This window comes from Chromobacterium sp. W521 (assembly GCF_052805975.1).
In genome coordinates this window covers 466,806-484,736 of sequence record NZ_JBRBAF010000002.1, presented here as the reverse complement: position 1 = coordinate 484,736, position 17,931 = coordinate 466,806, and the positions used below count along the sequence as shown (strand labels likewise).

Genomic DNA, 17,931 nt, shown 5'->3' with positions numbered 1-17,931 from the left:
CCGTTACAAAAGAATGAGCTCAGGCAAGTAACGCGGCGGCCTCTTCGAGCACACCGGAAAGTGAGCAGTACGCTGGAACATATCCAAAAATTTCAGCCTTCCGGCTCAATGAGTAGTAATGAGGTTTCGCTCCGGTAGCGTTGATCGCCACACCACTAGACGGAGGTGCGATTTCGTAGCGCAGCCCGAAACGCTCGTTCAGCGCCTGAAGCAGCGCTGGTTTGTCCACTGGCGCAGCAGTGTAACAGTCAATCCCAGTATTGGCAGGCGGAGCCTCTAGCACACGTTCAACCAGTTGATGGAAGTCTGCCGGGTGCAAATAATCACGCACCATGAAGTCAGAGGTCACGCGAACCGTTTCACCGGTACGGATTGCGCGCAACAGGTCAGTGACGAAGAATCGCGCGGACAAATCCTGTGTACGGCTGAAATAATTAAAGACACGTAGGTCAACAATCGCCTGATTGGTCAGCGCACGATGGCGCACTTCCGCATGCAACTTGGCCGTCGCATAGTACTCCTGTGGTGTGATCTGATTGATCGAAATGTGCGCCTCTGTGGAGTCACGGACCGGCTCGGCGAAGCTATTACCGTAAACAGCACCACTTGAGAGGAACAGGTAGCGACGTTGTGGATGCTTTTCCAATCCAGCCAAAATCATGTCGTCGAACTGACTGGTGATTCCGAAAATTGACGCCCCCATCTCGGCGGCACGACGCGGGTCACCAACACCAACGAAATTAATGACAACATCGTGCGGCACCTCGCCATAACGGTCATAAGTGTGCAGGGAACAAGCATCCTCCACCCCCTGAGCCTTCATCCATGCTGCCGTATCCGACAGATTGCGGGCGTACAGTAATAGACTGGTGCGCCCCTGCTTTACGAACGATAGGATCAGATCCTTGGCAATCTGACTGCTCGCTCCGATGATGGCGATTGAACTCATAGGATGCCCCTTTTTCCGCACAATGCCACTCCTTCAGCAGTAGCGCGAGCAAGCTCTTGTTGCAGAGCTTCTTCTGAGAGATGCGGGAACATATTATGCAGTGGCGAGGAACGCATACGACCGTCTGGCAACTTAACCGAGACGACGGTAGGGATTATTTTCTGGTTACGCATCGCTACGATCTCACAGACCACAGGACCATCGATCGCAAGGGTCTTGCGGACCTGTTCATGAAGATCATCAGAGGTCTCGCAGCACACATAGGGCAGTTCGAAGGACTCCGTCAGCGCGCGTATCGAAGGAATAAACACACCACTATCCGAATCCGCGCCAACGTAATGGCCAGCGCAGAACTCACGTTGCGTGTTACGCATCGAGACATAGCCATCGTTGTTGACAACGAACAGCTTGAGATCCAGATTGTACTCTTTCATCGTCGCAAGCTCGTGAAGATTGGTCATAAGTGAGCCGTCGCCGGTGACGCAAACCGTGGTGCCTGGCAACCCAGTCGCAGCCGCACCATTGGCTGCGGGTAGGGCGAAGCCCATCGCGCCCAGTGAACCTGAGGAGATGAACCGCTGTCCCTGCTTCAGCCTCAGTGCCTGGCCCATGACATAGAATGCAGAGCCTGCATCGGTTACGACGCAGGCTCCTTCACCGAGATGCTGGCTAAGTACTTCGACAAACTCATAAAAATTTATCGCTCGCTCAGCCTTTTCATGCGGCTCGTTGGCTACTGAAAAACGCTCCTTCCACGACGCACAACATTTACGCCACTCCTTATTCACCTTGAGCTGCAGCGGCTGCATATACAGCGCATCAATAAACTCTCTTGCGCCAGCCTGGATCTTCAAGTTTACGCCCACTTGCTCACGAGCCAATATTGCCGCATCCAGTTCAACCTGAACCTTAACCGCACTGGGTGCGAACAGTTCGAGTTCCCATCCTGTGGTCTGCGCGTGCAAGCTGCTACCGATACTCAGGATCAGGTCCGCCGTCTGGATCGCAAAGTTGCCAGGGCGGTCACCCTTAGGTCCAGGGTGGCCAACAAAGCAAGAATGCTCATAGGGCAATATGTCCTTGCCTAGCTGGGTAGTTACCACCGGAATATCTAGTCGATCCACTAAACGTCGAAATGTACCAACGGCACCAGCACAACGGACACCATGTCCCGCGAGAATCAGTGGTCTCTTTGCTCTCCCGAGCAAGAGTAACAGTTCTGCCATCTGATCTGGCGTTACCGTTGCTGCAACTTCCTTCTCAGGAACGAAGCTCTCCAGTTCGTCTGGTTCAATCTGCGCACCCTGGATGTCTAATGGTAGATCCAGTAATACCGGCCCTGGCCGACCACTAGTAGCCAAGAACAAAGCCTTCTCAAGGTGGTATCGGATGGTTTTGGGATCCTGCACCATCACGGCATACTTGGTTAGGGATCGGACAATCGGCACAATATCCACCTCAAAAGTTCCGAACTGGCGCAAGTCGTCGATACTGGAATGCTGGATAGTCTGGGTGCTCTTGCTCTGACCGGTCAGGAACAGTATCGGGGTACTGTCCTGCCACGCACCAGCAATGCCGGTGACGAGGTTAGTCGCGCCCGGCCCGCTGGTGGCATAGCAGACACCCAAATGACCACTCCGCCGCGCATAACCGTCGGCGGCCATCGCACTAGCTTGCTCATGGTGCTGAGCCATATACTCAAGTCCGCCCGGTCGTCCAAGGGTATCCACCAAATGCATCATCATGCCACCATTGAGCATGAAAACCTTGCGCACACCCTGCTGAAGCAGATAATCAGCGATGTAATCAGCAACTCGTATTGTCATGTTGGGTCTCTCAGGGAAATACTCGCAGCAGATGCCTCCCGGTTGCGGATAGCTCGAACTAAGGAAGCTGCCCCCTCCTCAATAGCTTGTCGGATGAGAAAGGTATCAACGCCGTAAACTAGGACATTAGCCCCCAAGCTCAGGGCACGCTCGATGTCAGCCTCACTGCGTACCATCATCCCTGCTGCCTTGCCGGCCGCACGTATGCGCGCGATAGCCTCTTCAACAATCTGTACAACTTTAGGATGTCGGGTATCCCCATCGCACCCCAACGTGACAGCCAAGTCGTAGATACCCATATAGACAACATCAATGCCCGGAGTCGCGCAAATTTCTTCAAGGTCCATGAGGGCGCTACAAGACTCGATGATCACGGTAGTCAACGAAAAACCGTTATCGAGCTTGCCCGAACGATTGTCGGCTGGATTTGCATAATTCGCAGCGCGCGTAAATGGGTTGTACCCTCGTACCCCAGCTGGGGCGTACTTCGCCATACCCACGACAGCCTCTGCATCTTTAACATCACGAATCTGTGGCACAACAATCCCATGCGAACCAAGATCCAATGCCCATTGCGCTGCGGACGCATTCAACCCCGGAATCCGCACCAGTGGTGCGGACCCAGCACCTTCGACAGCACGCACACACGCATCTAACGAGGTCAGATCGAAGATCCCGTGTTCCATGTCCAAGATCACAAAATCAAGACCACTCAAGCCCATGATCTCTGCCACAACCGGCGAGGGGATGATCGACCAGATCCCGATTATCGGCTTGCCATCGGCCAGCTTAGCCTTTAGCGGATTCGTCATCTGTAAACGCAGGCTCATGTTATCCCCGTGTCTTCAAAAATTCAGCCCAAAAAACTCTTCCAACTTGCCCACAATGTAATCCAGCTGCTCCTGGCCCAATCCAGGGAAAGTACCCAGCCAAAAAGTTTGATTCATCACAACATCGGTATTAGTCAAATCACCACTGACACGGAAATTACGGCCTGACATATAAGGTTGCTTCGTCAGATTGCCTGCAAACAGCAAACGCGTACCGATTTTGTTTTCCTCTAGGAAGTTGATCAAATCGGCTCGCTTTACACCAGCACTATCCTTAACAATCAATGGAAAGCCAAACCAAGACGGCTCACTATTTGGAGTCGCTTCCGGCAGGTGCAGAAACTGCTCGACACTGGCCAGACGGCTCTTCAGATAAGTAAAGTTGGCGCGGCGCTTGGCAATGAATTCCTCGACACGATCCATCTGCGCCAAAGCGCAGGCTGCCTGCATGTCTGAGATCTTCAGGTTGTAGCCCAGGTGACTGTAGGTGTACTTGTGGTCATAGCCGTCCGGCAGATCGCCTCCCAAGTCTTTTTTCGTCCAGCAGAATCGCTTATCGCAGGTATTGTCTTTGCCAGGAGCGCAGTAGCAGTCTCGACCCCAATCGCGGAAAGACTCTGCAATCAGCTTGAGATCGGCGTTGTTGGTAAAAACGGCACCACCCTCACCCATCGTGATATGGTGCGCCGGGTAGAAGCTCAGTGTCGCGATGTCACCAAAGGTGCCGACCAACTGGCCATTGTAGGTTGCGCCCAAGGCATCACAGCAATCTTCCACCAGCCAGAGATTGTATTTCTTGCACAGTGCTGTCACCACTTCCAGATTGAATGGGTTGCCCAAGCTATGGGCCAGCATAATGGCTTTGGTCTTTGGAGTGATAGCAGCTTCAATCTTGCTAGCGTCGATGTTATGCGTGGCGAGATCCACATCAACGAACACCGGGACGGCGCCAAACTGGAGGATGGGGTTAACCGTCGTAGGGAAACCGGCTGCCACACCGATGACTTCATCTCCCTGTTTGATGGCGCGATCACCCAACTTGGGGCTGGTCAGTGTAGAGAATGCCACCAGGTTAGCAGAGGAACCGGAGTTCACGGTAATCAGATACTTCACTCCCAGAAACTTCGCCAGCCGCTCTTCAAACATGGCATTGAAGCGGCCCGTCGTCAGCCAGCCATCAAGTGAGGCATCCACCATCAACTGTAGTTCTTTAACACCAATGACCTTACCCGAAACCGGAACTACACTTTCGCCGGCTACAAAGGGCTTGGGCGCGTGGGCGATTTCAGCGTACTGCTGCACTAGTTCGCTAATTTGCGAGCGGAGTTTATCGAGTTGCGGCTGGAAATTAACGGCAGAAACTGTACTCATTTTTGACTCTGATATTGTGTAATTTGTTCAAGGCAACAAGCGCGCATATCTGCGCCGGACAACCAGGCCTGATGCCAGTCAGTAATGCGGGAAAGCGCTGTTTGCAACGACCATCGTGGCGACCAACTCAGGCGTTGCCGTGCTTTGGAAATATCCAACTTAAGGTAGCTGGCCTCATGTGGGTGATCCCCCTCCTGTAAAGACCATGTCGCGCCCTGTCCCCAAGTTTCGCAGAGTTGCTCTACGATCCATTGAACGGGGCGTGCATCTTCATCGCAGGGACCGAAGTTCCAGCCCTCTGCATCGGCTTGACCATTTTCGTACAGCCGCTCCGCCAGCAGGAGGTAGCCCGACAGCGGCTCCAGCACATGCTGCCAAGGACGGATAGCGTGCGGATTGCGAATTTGAACGGGTTGCTGTTTTTCCAAAGCACGAAGAATGTCAGGCACAAGTCTATCCAGTGCCCAATCACCGCCGCCAATGACATTACCTGCTCGCGCCGTTGCCATGGCAATGCCTTCATTCTTGAGAAAGGACTTGCGATACGCACTACTCACCAGTTCCGCACAACCCTTGCTATTCGAATATGGGTCATACCCCCCCATCGGCTCATCTTCTCGATAGCCCCAGAGCCATTCCTTATTCTCGTAGCATTTGTCAGTGGTGACATTGACGATTGCGCGAACACTGCCTGCCTTGCGTGCGGCCTCTAAAACATGCACGGTACCCATGACATTTGTGGCATAGGTGTCAACAGGTAGTTGATACGATAGACGAACCAAAGGCTGTGCTGCCATATGGATCAGAATTTCGGGTTGAAAGTCTACAACTAACGCACAGATTTTTTCATAGTCGCGGATATCTGCGACCTGATGATTCATACCCTCAGCCACTCGGGCTACATCAAACAGTGCGGGTGTCGTGGGCGGCTGAAGCGCGATGCCTCGCAATTCAGCTCCCATATCCTGAAGCCAGAGAGAGAGCCAGCTTCCTTTAAAGCCGGTATGTCCCGTCAACAGTACGCGTTTGTTACGCCAAAACTCCGGCCTGGTCTGCTGCGGTATCACTTCGAACCCCATTTTTTCCAGGGAGCCTTGCCACTCATCCACAGCTCTTCCAGCAAGTGCTTGTCTCTCAACGTATCCATAGGCTGCCAGAAACCTTGGTGCTCATAGGCCATCAGTTGCCCATCCTCAGCCAGCCGCATCAACGGCTCCTGTTCCCAGACGGTGCTATCGCCTTTGATATATTCCAGCACTTTAGGACTCAGAACAAAGAATCCCCCATTAATCATTGCACCATCACCCTTCGGCTTTTCCTTGAAGCTCATGACTTGATGACTCTGAATATCCAGCGCACCAAACCGTCCCGGCGGATAGGTGGCCGTTAATGTTGCGGCTTTTCCATGCTGGCGATGGAATTTAATGGTTGCTGAAATATCAATATCGCTGACGCCATCACCATAAGTTAAGCAGAAAGCTTCTTCATTTTTAACATAATCCGCGACCCGACCGAGGCGACCACCTGTCATAGAGTCATCCCCGGTATCAACCAGTGTCACCTTCCAGGGTTCGGCACGCTTTTCATGAACATCCATACTGTTAGCTTGCATATCGAACGTCACATCCGACATGTGCAAGAAGTAGTTCGCAAAATACTCCTTGATGAAATAGCCTTTATAACCACAACAAATAATGAAATCGTTAATTCCGTGGTAAGAGTACATCTTCATGATGTGCCAAAGAATCGGCTTGCCCCCTACTTCTACCATCGGCTTGGGACGAACTGACGTCTCTTCACTCAGTCGCGTACCGAGTCCCCCTGCAAGAATCACTGCTTTCATTTCGATCCTTTCTATTCGATATTCAATCAATTGCTTGCCGAGCACACAAAAGCATCGGAGTAGAACTGCTTGGCAGGCAAGCCAGCTTCTGTGAGTATTTTTCTTGCGCTATGAATCATGGCATCCGATCCACAGGCGTAGACAAACGCATTTTTCCAATCAGACACCAAATTGAGCATCACATGCTGTACATAGCCCGTCTCACCTGCCCAGTTTTTATGCGCACGAGACTGAACCGGGATATAGTTGTACCCGGGCACAATGTTGGACACATCAAGATAAAAGTCACCAGGCTGGCGACCACCCCACAGTACGGTTACCGAACTGGGTTTTTTCTCAACCGGCAAGTGCGCGATGGATTCCAACATAGACTTGACCGGGGCAATCCCAGTACCCGTTGCGAGGAAGAACAAGTCAATATTCGCGGTGTCTCGTAACCAAAAAGTACCAAGCGGACCATTGATACGCAGAAGATCGTCAACTTTGGCCTTATTGAACCAGTACTCACTCATCGCCCCTCCACCAACCTTGCGAATATGGAGCTCAAGTGTCTTTTCAGCACAGTGGGAATTCGCCAAGGAATAACTCCGGCGCACGCCACCAACACCAATGACATCAATATACTGACCGGGAATAAATTCAAAATTAGCTGTCGGCGGAAGACGTAACACTACCTTGATTACATCTATGGCAATGTGTTCCAGAAAAGATATGCGACAAGGCAGGGTCTTGGGTATGGGGATCGCAACATTACCAAGATCTTCCACGTCGAGTTCAACGTCCGATTGAATGGATCGTGAGCAGGTTAAAACCCACCCTTCATTCAGCTCCGTAGAGGTCAGCCCCACCTCATCCAACAGTGGGTATGTCGACCCATTCAGCACCTTTGCCTTACAAGTGCTACAACGCCCCGTCCGACAACTGTAAGGAAGCTTGATTCCAGAAGCTGCTGCCGCATCCAATATGGAGGCATTCTCATTTACTTGAAATTGACGCCCGTCTGCTAGTTTAGCAATTGCCACGGCTTTAGCTTGCTCCACCAATACATTTTTGGGTTTTCATTTAAACAACTCTTCCATAACTATCTTCAAATCGAACAATGTCATCCTCCCCCAAATACCCCCCCGACTGCACTTCAATAATCTCTAACGGAACCGTCCCAGGATTGGACAACCGGTGGATCTCACCAAGAGGAATGTAAGTTGACTGATTTTCGGTCAAGAGGGTTATTTTTTCGCCATTAGTTATCTCAGCAGTCCCTTTAACAACGATCCAGTGCTCTGCCCTGTGGTGGTGTTTTTGCAAGCTCAGACTAGCTTTTGGCTTGACCTGAATCCGTTTGACCTTAAAGCGGACACCTTCGTCGATACTGTCGTACCACCCCCAAGGGCGGTGGACTTTGCGATGGAGGGTATGCTCTTCGCGGCTTTGCTTCTGAAGTCCATTTACGATGTGCTTAACATCCTGGCTGCACGATTTGTTCACAACCAGAACAGCGTCGGGGGTTTCTATGACGATAATATCCTCTACACCAACCAGACTCACCAGTCGGCTGGTGGCATGGACAAGCGTATTGCGGCTGCCTGTGGTCAGCACATCACCAATGTATGCATTGCCTCTTTCATCTTTTGGCAGCACTTTCCAAACGGCATCCCAGGCCCCCAGGTCACTCCAGCCGGCATCCAGCGGCACCATCTTGATAGAAAAGCGACTACCCGGGCAGTGCTCTATCACTGCGTAATCAACAGATTCGGCGGGAATAGCCGCGAACTCGCTTTTATCGGGCCTAACGAATTGCTCATCAATTGATCGTTTAGCCCAGGCTGAGCGTGTCACGGCCAAGATATCTGGACGGAATGTTTCAAGTGCTTGCAACCATGTGGAGGCTTTCAGCACAAACATGCCCGCATTCCAGAAATACCCTCCCTCTTCTAGGTAGATCTTGGCGGTGTTTTCATCAGGCTTTTCGACAAATCGCCGGACCGTCTGAGTCTTGATACCAACAGTTGCACTGTCGGTCTGGATATAGCCATAGCCCGTTTCTGGACGGTCAGGTGTCACCCCCAAGATCACAATCGTACCGTTTGCCGCTTCTTTAATCGCTGCATGCGTCGCCACGGCGAACGCTCCAGAATCGCTTACTGTCTGATCGGCAGAAGTCACCACAAGAACCGGGTCACGCCCCTCTTCCGTTGCCGCCAGTGCCGCCAAGGTGAGGGCAGGTGCGGTATTGCGGCCGGTCGGCTCTAGCAAAGCGCAGCCCAACTCAATACCAATTTCTCGCAATTGCTCCGCGGCCAGAAAGCGATGATCCTCGCCAGTCACGATCAACGGTGAGGCAAACTGCATATCAGCATTACCCAAACCTGATAAGCGTTGAGCAGCTTGCTGAAACAGGCTTTCGTTACCTGTCAGACACAGAAATTGTTTGGGGAAGCCGGTTCGAGACAACGGCCACAAGCGCGTCCCGGAGCCGCCACAAAGAATTACAGGAGTAACACTAATCATGCGCTTTTGAATTCCTTCTCAACCAAGACTTTTTATTTATAACCTGAGCACCTGAATTTCAGATTTTGGCGCCTCATAGTTCATCCATTTTTGTCACAAAATTACTGCAAAATGGCAGACCTATACTACCATTTGGCTCATTGCAAGCCCATACGATGCACCCGAACTTGTCTTTAGGAGTGGGAGAAGGTTTTCGTATTTATCCCCTCTCCGCCTACACTTTAAGGCAGTAATTCAAGCCACTAGTGCCCTGCTCCCAAAGAGTTCGCACTGAGTGACATCCGGATATTTTTGCAAGATATGCGTCATCCAGAAATAGGCATACTCCTGCAGCCGTGTTTAGTGGCTGGCCAAAACACCCGGAGCACCACCTCGACATAACATATTATGGAGAAACATTCCAAACACACCACAACAAAAATTATAAAACCGAATACAATAACATTAATCGCGACTCAAAATCACTTTATTTCGATAATAATTAGTACTTTGCACCTAATACCATGACAAGTGGCCTGCATCGTTAGGCTTACCTCTCAAATCTGCCAACTTCTACACCCATTAATCACTCACGTTCCTACACACTCTCTCAAAATTCACCTACAACACAAGACAAGAGTGACTGGAAGCTAAGCTTATGGTAAAAGCAGTGCCTATCCCAAACACTCTGTTCTCGCCATCTAAAGACAGAGACAACCCAAGAGCCCCTCAGCAGCTTCCCTCCCCTCAAACACCGCCCGCACCACCAAATCTGCACCACGAACCATGTCTCCACCGGCAAATACTTTGGGGTTGCTGGTCTGATATTTGTGCTCTCCATACTCGGCCGCTAGGGTGCGACCGTTCGCTGCAACCGCTATGCCTTGCCTCTCCGACCATGAAGCTGCTTCGGCCTGGAAGCCGAAGGCTATGATGACATGGTCGCATTCTACGATTTCTTCACTACCCGGTACAATCTCTGCGTTGCGGCGGCCTTTGGCATCGGGTTCTCCAAGGTAGGTTTCAGCCAATTTCACGGCCAGAGTACCGTTTATCATCGGCTCTATAGAGAGGGGCTGACGATTCCAGAGGAAGTCAACGCCCTCTTCCTTCGCATTTGCCACCTCACGCTTGGAGCCCGGCATATTCGCCTCATCGCGCCGGTAGGCACAGATAACACTTTTTGCGCCTTGACGTATCGCGGTACGGTTGCAGTCCATCGCCGTGTCCCCCCCCCCCAACACCAGCACGCGCTTGCCTCGCATGGAAATGGCTTCTTCGTCCTGAGGCAAGGTACCCAAGCCTTGGCGCACATTATTGATCAAATAAGGCAAAGCCTCCAACACTCCAGGTAAATCCTCTCCGGGAAAGCCGCCTTTCATATACTTGTAAGCGCCCATACCCATGAAGATAGCGTCGTATTGTTCCAGCAACTCTTCAATCTGGATATCTTTGCCGATCTCGGTATTGAGCACGAACTCCACTCCCATACCTTCCATGATCTCGCGGCGACGCTTGATCACGGACTTTTCCAGCTTGAATTCAGGAATACCGAAGGTCAACAATCCGCCGATTTCTTCGTAACGGTCATAAACAACGGCCTTGACGCCATTGCGAACCAGTACGTCAGCACAGGCCAAGCCTGCAGGACCGGCCCCGATAATAGCAACTTTCTTATCCGTCCACACCACCTTGGACATGTCCGGACGCCACCCTGCCTTGAAGGCCTCATCAGTGATATATTTTTCGATGCTGCCGATGGAGACCGCGCCGAAGCCGCCTTGGTTCAAGGTGCAAGCGCCTTCGCACAGACGGTCTTGCGGGCAAACCCTACCGCAGATTTCCGGCAGGCTATTGGTTTTGTGCGACATTTCCGCCGCCTCGAACAAACGTCCTTCCTCCACCAGCTTCAGCCAGTTGGGGATGTAGTTGTGCACCGGGCACTCCCATTCGCAATATGGGTTGCCACAGGATAAGCAGCGGCCAGCCTGCTCAGCCGCATCCACGCTATGCAGGGGCTGGTAGATTTCTTTGAATTCGATCTTGCGCACCGAAGCGTCGACCTTGTCGCCGGAGTTGCGCGAAAGCTTCATGAATTGGAAAACATCGCTCATGGTTGTTTCCTGTCTTGCTGGGCCCGCCGCTCACAGGCGGCCGGGCTTTTAATGAGGTGATTTGACCAGGCCGCGCCCACGCGGCTCGGTCGTGCCGTCTTAGTCCTTGAGCAGGCTGTCGAGCTTGGCCGCCTTGGGTTTGACCAGCCAGAAGTAATCAACGTAATCGTCGAAGTTCTCCAGCATCGCCTTGGCCGTCTCGGAACCAGTCAATTCAACGTGCTTGGCGATCTTTTCCAATAGATAGGCGCGGTACATACCCATGGCCTCGCCGTTGATCAGGTGGATATCGATCAGCTCGTTGTTGTAGCGATAAGCGAATTTCTCATTCGGGTCGTAGACGAAGGCGAAGCCGCCTGTCATGCCGGCTCCGAAGTTGTAGCCGGTTTCGCCGAGCACGATGACCGTGCCGCCGGTCATGTATTCGCAGCAATGGTCGCCGGCGCCTTCGATAACGGCCAGCGCGCCGGAGTTGCGCACCCCGAAACGCTCTCCCGCCACGCCTGCGGCGAACAACTGCCCACCGGTAGCCCCGTAGAGACAGGTATTGCCGATGATGATGGACTCGCCTGCCCGATATCCCGCGCTCTTGGGCGGATAGATGGTCACTCGGCCGCCGGCCATGCCTTTGCCTACATAGTCGTTGGCGTCGCCTTCCAGCTCTAGGTGCAAGCCGGATGCGTTCCACACGCCGAAGCTTTGCCCGGCGCTGCCACTGAACTTGATCTTGAGGCAGCCGAACGGCAAGCCAGCGGCTCCATGAACGCGGGCGATCTCGCCGGACAAGCGCGCGCCGATGGAACGGTGGGTGTTCTCGATGGGGTAGCTCAGTTCCAGCATCTGCTTATTGTGGATGGCGGACAAGGCGTCCTGTAGAATGGTTTCCGCCAATTCGCCCTTGTCAAAGGAAGGATTGCTGGCGCTGACGCAGAAACGCGGCTCGCTGTCCGGCACCCGGCCTTGAGACAACAAGGGCGACAGGTCCAGCTTCTGCTGCTTGTCGGTGTCTCCGGCCGCCAGGCTCAGCAAGTCCATCCGACCGATCAGCTCTTCCATGTTGCGCACGCCCAGCTTGGCCATCCACTCGCGGGTTTCACGCGCGATGAACAGGAAATAGTTCATCACCATTTCCGGCAAGCCGGTGAAGTATTTGGAGCGCAGCTTGATTTCCTGGGTAGCCACGCCGGTGGCGCAGTTGTTCAGATGGCAGATGCGCAGGTATTTGCAGCCCAGCGCCACCATCGGGCCGGTGCCGAAGCCAAAGCTTTCCGCGCCCATCATCGCCGCCTTGATCACATCCAGGCCGGTCTTCAAGCCGCCGTCGGTCTGCACCCGCACCCGGCCGCGCAGGCCATTGGCGCGCAGCACTTGCTGCGCCTCAGACAAGCCCAGCTCCCATGGGGAGCCTGCGTATTTGACCGAGGTCAGCGGCGAGGCGCCGGTGCCGCCGTCGTAGCCGGAAATAGTGATCAGGTCAGCGTAGGCCTTGGCCACGCCGGCGGCGATGGTTCCGACGCCGGGCTCGGCCACCAGCTTGACCGACACCAGCGCGGACGGATTGACCTGCTTGAGGTCGAAAATCAGTTGCGCCAAGTCTTCGATAGAGTAGATGTCATGATGCGGCGGCGGCGAGATCAGGCTGATGCCTTCCTTGGCATGGCGCAGCCGCGCAATCAGGCCGGACACCTTGTCGCCCGGCAGCTGGCCGCCCTCGCCCGGCTTGGCGCCTTGCGCCACTTTGATCTGCAGCACTTCGGCATTGACCAGGTAATGCGGCGTAACGCCGAAGCGCCCCGAAGCCACCTGCTTGATCTTGGACATTTTCTCTGTGCCGTAACGCGCGGCGTCCTCGCCGCCTTCGCCAGAGTTGGAGCGGCCGCCCAGGCGGTTCATCGCAATCGCCAGCGCTTCATGCGCCTCCGGCGACAAAGCGCCCAGGGACATGCCCGCGGAGTCGAAACGCTTGAGGATGGCTTCCACCGGCTCCACTTCGTCGATAGAGATGGGCTCGCCCAATGGCTTCACCTGCATCAGATCTCGCAGCATCGCCACCGGGCGTTGGTTCACCGCCTCGGCGTACTGCTGATAGGCCTGGTAGTCGTCGTTCTGCACCGCCTTTTGCAGCAAGGTCACCACATCTGGGTTGTAAGCGTGGTATTCCTCGCCGTGCACGTACTTGAGCAAGCCGCCCTGTGAGATCGGCCGCATCGGGTTGAAGGCGAAACGCGCCAGCTTGCGCTGATCGTCCTCGAAGTCGGCGAAACCCGCGCCGGACACTCGCGACACCGTGCCCTTCAGGCACAGCTCCACCACCTCTTCGTGGATGCCCACTGCTTCGAACAGCTGCGCGCCGCGATAGGAAGCGATGGTGGAGATACCCATCTTGGACAGTACTTTGAGCAAGCCCTTGTTGATGCCCTTGCGATAGTGCTGCAAGGCTTCGTTAAGCTTGAGTTTGACCTCGCCGCTCTGTACCAACTCGATGATGCTCTGGTAAGCCAAGTAAGGGTAGACCGCGGTGGCGCCGTAGCCGATGATGCAGGCCATCTGGTGCGCGTCGCGCACTGTGCCGGTTTCCACCAGAATATTGGTCTTGCAACGCAAACCACTGTCGATCAATGCGTGATGCACCGCGCCGGTGGCGAACAAGGCCGGGATGGGGAGGCGTTGCGCCGTCACATGGCGGTCGGACAGCACCACGATGACCGTGCCCTCCTGAACCGCATCCACGACATGCCGGGTCAGCGTTTCCAATGCCTGGCGCAAATCGGTTTCGGTGGGGTCGTAGCACAGATCAAAGGTTGTCGCCTTCAGATAAGGCTCCGGCCGCGTGGTCACGCGGGTGAATTTCTCGTGCGACAGCACCGGAGAGCGCACTTCCAGCCGCTTGGCGTGCTCGGCGCTCTCTTCGAACATATTGCGTTCCGGCCCAAACACCGTATTCAGCGACATCACCACCGCTTCGCGGATGGGGTCGATAGGCGGGTTGGTCACCTGGGCGAATTGCTGGCGCAGATAATCAAACGGCGAGCGCACTTTCCGGCTCAACACCGCCATCGGGGTGTCGTCTCCCATTGAGCCCACCGCCTCCTGGCCGTCTTCGGCCAGTACACGCAGGATTTGGTCTCTCTCTTCAAAGCTGATATTGAACAGCTTCTGCAAACGCGCCAGTTCGTCCTTGGACAAAGGCTCGACTCCGGCATCGTCCTCGATCGACAGCTCCAGATATTTGGCGCTGTCCTTAATCCATTGCCGATACGGCTTGGCGCTCTTGAGCTGGGCGTCGATCTCCTCCGGCAACAACAGCTCGCCGGTGGCCAGGTCCGCGGCGAACAGCTGGCCCGGCTTGACCCGGCCCTTGCGCACCACATTTTCGGGATGGTAGTCCCACACCCCCACTTCGGAGGCGATGGTCAGGATATTGTCGCGTGTCAGCACCCAACGCGCCGGCCGCAGGCCATTGCGATCCAGCATACAGGCGGCGTAGCGACCGTCGGTGAGCACAATGCCGGCCGGGCCGTCCCACGGTTCCATATGCATGGAGTTGAATTCGTAAAAGGCGCGCAAATCCTTATCGGTCGAATCGACATTCTGCCAAGCCGGCGGCACCAGCAGGCGCAGCGCGCGGAACAGCGGAATGCCCCCCATCAGCAGGCCTTCCAGCATATTGTCCAGCGACATCGAGTCGGAGCCGTCGGTCTGCACGATGGGACGCACCGCGTCCATGTCCAGATGCGGAGATGCCATGATGCGCTCGCGCGCTCGCGCCCAATGACGATTGCCCTGCACAGTGTTGATTTCGCCGTTGTGAGCGAGAAAACGGAAAGGCTGCGCCAGCTTCCATTGCGGCCAGGTATTCGTGGAGAAGCGCTGGTGGAACACGGCCAGGCTGGACTCGAAACGGGAGTCGTTCAAATCCAGGAAAAATTTGGGCAGGTTCTCCGGCGTGACCAAGCCTTTGTAGGACAGGGTGTGCGGCGACAAAGTCGGCAGATAAAAAAACGGGTCGTCTGCCTTATTGGCTTTCTCAGCCTGGCGACGACCCATATACAAACGGCGCTGGAACATTAATTCGTCCATGCCGAACGGACAGTTAACAAAGACCTGGACCATGGCGGGCAGAGATGCCAAGGCCGCCTCCCCACAGGCGCTGTTGTCGGTGGGAACCTGTCGGAAACCCGCCACCTCCAAGCCTTGAGACTCCAGAAACTCGCGCAGACGCCGCAAGCTGCGCTCCCCCTGCTCCGGATCGGGATGGTGGAACACCAGCCCTGCGGCGTACACTGGCTTCAGCGTCAAGCCGGCCTCTGCGGCGACTTCGCGCAAAAACCCGTCCGGCTTGCGAAACAGCAGACCACAGCCATCGCCGGACTTGCCGTCGGCGGCCACAGCCCCGCGATGAGTCAGCTTGGCCAGCGAGGAAATGGCGGTATTCACCAGCCAGTGACTGGGTTTATCGTCAAGCTGGGCGATCAAGCCGAAACCGCAGCTGTCTTGTTCGAAGTCCGGATGGTACAGGGTGCCCTGTAGCCAGCGTTGTCTGTCCATAGCTTTGTCCTGCTTATAATGTGAAACGAATGTTTCGATTCTAAGGGCAAGGAGCTTGACCCTGCAACCGGTTTTTGTGCACCGCATTAGACTATAAAAATCATTATGTTACATCGTATTTTTTAATTTTTCGATGTCGAAAAATCGTATTTTTACGACGGATTAATTGTGATTTTGTGACGCGGACGTTCAATAAAACGACTGTCAAGCTACCTTGTCAAGGACATCCAAAATGGCCATTTCAATCAAAACAAGTATATTGTCAAACAATAGCCAATAATAATGCCCATCCTGTCTCCCCATCCCGCCAATCAGGAGCTGATCCGCCACTTGGCCGAGCAGGCGTTTTCACGTTCCGCCGGCGCCCCGCTGGTGGGCGGCAATCACCTGGAACTGCTCTACGACAGCGTGGAAAATTTCCCGGCATGGGAACAAGCCATCGCCGATAGCCGGGAATCGGTATTCATAGAGATGTATATCTTCGCCAACGACGCATTTGGCCTGCGAATCCGGGATCTACTGACCGAACAGGCCCGCGCCGGAGTGAAGGTCTGCGTGCTGTACGACTGGCTGGGCAGCTGGAAAACGCATCTGGGCAGTTTCTTCACCCCGCTGCAGGCCGCGGGAGCGGAACTACGCGCCTACAATCCGCCATCGCTGACCGCAGGCCTCAGCATGCTGGGCCGCAATCATCGCAAATTGATCGTGATTGATCGCCGAACCGTCTTTGTGTCCGGCCTGTGTATCAGTTCCAGTTGGGAAGGTCGCCCGGAGCGCGGCCAAGAGCCCTGGCGCGATACCGGCGTCAAATTCAGCGGACCGCTGGCGGCCGACGCTCTGGCCGCCTTCGCCGACAGCTGGGCCAGCTGCGGCAGCCCGCTGCCCGCGGAATGGCTAACCCCGCCGCCGGCGGAGAACTGCGGCGGGGTAGCGGCGCGTCTGATCGCCACCACGCCGGCTACCGCGCAAATGATGCGGCTGGATTTGCTGATCGCCTGCTTCGCCCGGCGCACCTTGTGGCTGACCGACGCCTATTTCATGGGCACCAGCATGTATCTGACCGCGCTGAAACAGGCCGCGCGCGACGGCGTCGATGTCCGCTTGCTGGTGCCGCGTTCCAGCGACATCGGCTGGATCGCCACTGTATCGCGCACCCAATACCGCCCGCTGCTGGAAGCCGGCGTTCGCGTTTTCGAATGGGACGGCCCGATGATCCACGCCAAGACCGCGGTGGCGGATGGACGTTGGGCGCGTATCGGCTCCACCAATCTCAACCTCTCCAGTTGGCTCGCCAACCGAGAACTGGACGTGGCGGTGGAAGACCAGACTTTGGCGGAAAAGCTGGCCGAGCAATTCCTGCGGGATCTGGACCACGCCACCGAGGTGATTCTGGCCGGGCAACGCCGCCGACCAACGCTGACCAAGCCCCGCCCCAAGGACTATCACGGCCTGCAGCTGCCGCCGCATACCGCCGCCCTCAGCGGCGCTAGCGCCGCCGCGCGGCAGGCGGCGCGGATTGGCGACGCGCTGGACGTGGTGGTGCGCGGCACCCGCAATGTCGACGCCAGCGAAGCGTCCGCCTTCCTGACCATAGGCATGGCCCTGCTGATCTTCGCCAGCCTGATCGCTTTCTTTCCCTGGCTGGTGGCGGCACCCTTGCTCTTTTTGCTACTGCTCAGCGGCGGGGCCATCGTCGCCAAGGCCTTGGGCTTGTACTGGGCCAGACGTGGCAAAAAACAACAGCCGCCGCCGGCTGCGCCGGCAAGCGCTCAAGATGGCGCGCCCCAGGACAAATGCGATTAAAAACAAATCCTTGACCTAGGTCGAGGTCTTCAATACATCCCCGCCGCCCCACGAGAGGCCGCCGCCAGCCGCTTTTTTCTGGGAAAAGTTTTTGCTGCGCAACAACATGACAAGCAAAAGGTCTAAAATGCGCGCTTTCTTGGGATGTTCTCCAGGCCGG

General features: G+C 55.1%; 11 protein-coding genes. 1 reads left to right on the top strand and 10 read right to left on the bottom strand.

What is annotated here, in order from left to right:
• Positions 1-19: 19 nt before the first annotated feature.
• From ACUXV1_RS04665 to gltB, 10 genes are all read right to left on the bottom strand, one after another.
• Positions 20-949, bottom strand: coding sequence for an NAD-dependent epimerase/dehydratase family protein (locus ACUXV1_RS04665; protein WP_043636972.1), 930 nt, complete (start codon positions 947-949; stop codon positions 20-22).
• Entirely contained in the window at positions 946-2,775 is a 1,830-nt protein-coding gene (locus ACUXV1_RS04660) for a thiamine pyrophosphate-binding protein (protein WP_446014483.1), read from the bottom strand. Before ACUXV1_RS04660 ends, ACUXV1_RS04665 begins: the two co-directional genes overlap by 4 nt.
• Complete coding sequence (locus tag ACUXV1_RS04655) at positions 2,772-3,605, bottom strand: HpcH/HpaI aldolase family protein (RefSeq protein ID WP_052370500.1); 834 nt, start codon at positions 3,603-3,605, stop codon at positions 2,772-2,774. Before ACUXV1_RS04655 ends, ACUXV1_RS04660 begins: the two co-directional genes overlap by 4 nt.
• Before the next feature lie 15 nt (positions 3,606-3,620).
• Entirely contained in the window at positions 3,621-4,976 is a 1,356-nt protein-coding gene (rfbH, locus tag ACUXV1_RS04650) for a lipopolysaccharide biosynthesis protein RfbH (protein ID WP_052370501.1), read from the bottom strand.
• Entirely contained in the window at positions 4,973-6,085 is a 1,113-nt protein-coding gene (rfbG, locus tag ACUXV1_RS04645) for a CDP-glucose 4,6-dehydratase (protein ID WP_446014485.1), read from the bottom strand. Before rfbG ends, rfbH begins: the two co-directional genes overlap by 4 nt.
• Positions 6,040-6,819, bottom strand: coding sequence for a glucose-1-phosphate cytidylyltransferase (gene rfbF, locus ACUXV1_RS04640; protein ID WP_446014486.1), 780 nt, complete (start codon positions 6,817-6,819; stop codon positions 6,040-6,042). The genes rfbG and rfbF overlap by 46 nt, the downstream gene beginning before the upstream one ends.
• A 26-nt stretch (positions 6,820-6,845) precedes the next feature.
• Entirely contained in the window at positions 6,846-7,859 is a 1,014-nt protein-coding gene (locus ACUXV1_RS04635; RefSeq protein WP_208854863.1) for a 2Fe-2S iron-sulfur cluster-binding protein, read from the bottom strand.
• A gap of 22 nt (positions 7,860-7,881) precedes the next feature.
• Positions 7,882-9,327 carry a mannose-1-phosphate guanylyltransferase/mannose-6-phosphate isomerase gene (locus ACUXV1_RS04630; RefSeq protein WP_446014487.1) on the bottom strand — a complete coding sequence of 482 codons (1,446 nt, stop codon included), beginning with the start codon at positions 9,325-9,327 and terminating at the stop codon, positions 7,882-7,884.
• Positions 9,328-10,007: 680 nt separating this feature from the next.
• Complete coding sequence (locus tag ACUXV1_RS04625; RefSeq protein WP_446014489.1) at positions 10,008-11,420, bottom strand: FAD-dependent oxidoreductase; 1,413 nt, start codon at positions 11,418-11,420, stop codon at positions 10,008-10,010.
• A gap of 99 nt (positions 11,421-11,519) precedes the next feature.
• Positions 11,520-15,968: a glutamate synthase large subunit gene (gltB, locus tag ACUXV1_RS04620; RefSeq protein ID WP_446014490.1), complete on the bottom strand. Its 4,449-nt coding sequence runs from the start codon at positions 15,966-15,968 to the stop codon at positions 11,520-11,522.
• Positions 15,969-16,250: 282 nt separating this feature from the next.
• Between gltB and ACUXV1_RS04615 the strand changes: the two genes are divergently transcribed.
• Positions 16,251-17,771 carry a phospholipase D-like domain-containing protein gene (locus tag ACUXV1_RS04615; RefSeq protein WP_052370502.1) on the top strand — a complete coding sequence of 507 codons (1,521 nt, stop codon included), beginning with the start codon at positions 16,251-16,253 and terminating at the stop codon, positions 17,769-17,771.
• Positions 17,772-17,931: the final 160 nt, after the last annotated feature.

Coding starts and splice junctions, on each gene's coding strand:
- ACUXV1_RS04665 (WP_043636972.1), bottom strand. CDS start 949: ATGAGTTCAATCGCCATCATCGGAGCGAGCAGTCAGATTGCCAAGGAT.
- ACUXV1_RS04660 (WP_446014483.1), bottom strand. CDS start 2,775: ATGACAATACGAGTTGCTGATTACATCGCTGATTATCTGCTTCAGCAG.
- ACUXV1_RS04655 (WP_052370500.1), bottom strand. CDS start 3,605: ATGAGCCTGCGTTTACAGATGACGAATCCGCTAAAGGCTAAGCTGGCC.
- rfbH (WP_052370501.1), bottom strand. CDS start 4,976: ATGAGTACAGTTTCTGCCGTTAATTTCCAGCCGCAACTCGATAAACTC.
- rfbF (WP_446014486.1), bottom strand. CDS start 6,819: ATGAAAGCAGTGATTCTTGCAGGGGGACTCGGTACGCGACTGAGTGAA.
- ACUXV1_RS04630 (WP_446014487.1), bottom strand. CDS start 9,327: ATGATTAGTGTTACTCCTGTAATTCTTTGTGGCGGCTCCGGGACGCGC.
- ACUXV1_RS04625 (WP_446014489.1), bottom strand. CDS start 11,420: ATGAGCGATGTTTTCCAATTCATGAAGCTTTCGCGCAACTCCGGCGAC.
- gltB (WP_446014490.1), bottom strand. CDS start 15,968: ATGGACAGACAACGCTGGCTACAGGGCACCCTGTACCATCCGGACTTC.
- ACUXV1_RS04615 (WP_052370502.1), top strand. CDS start 16,251: ATGCCCATCCTGTCTCCCCATCCCGCCAATCAGGAGCTGATCCGCCAC.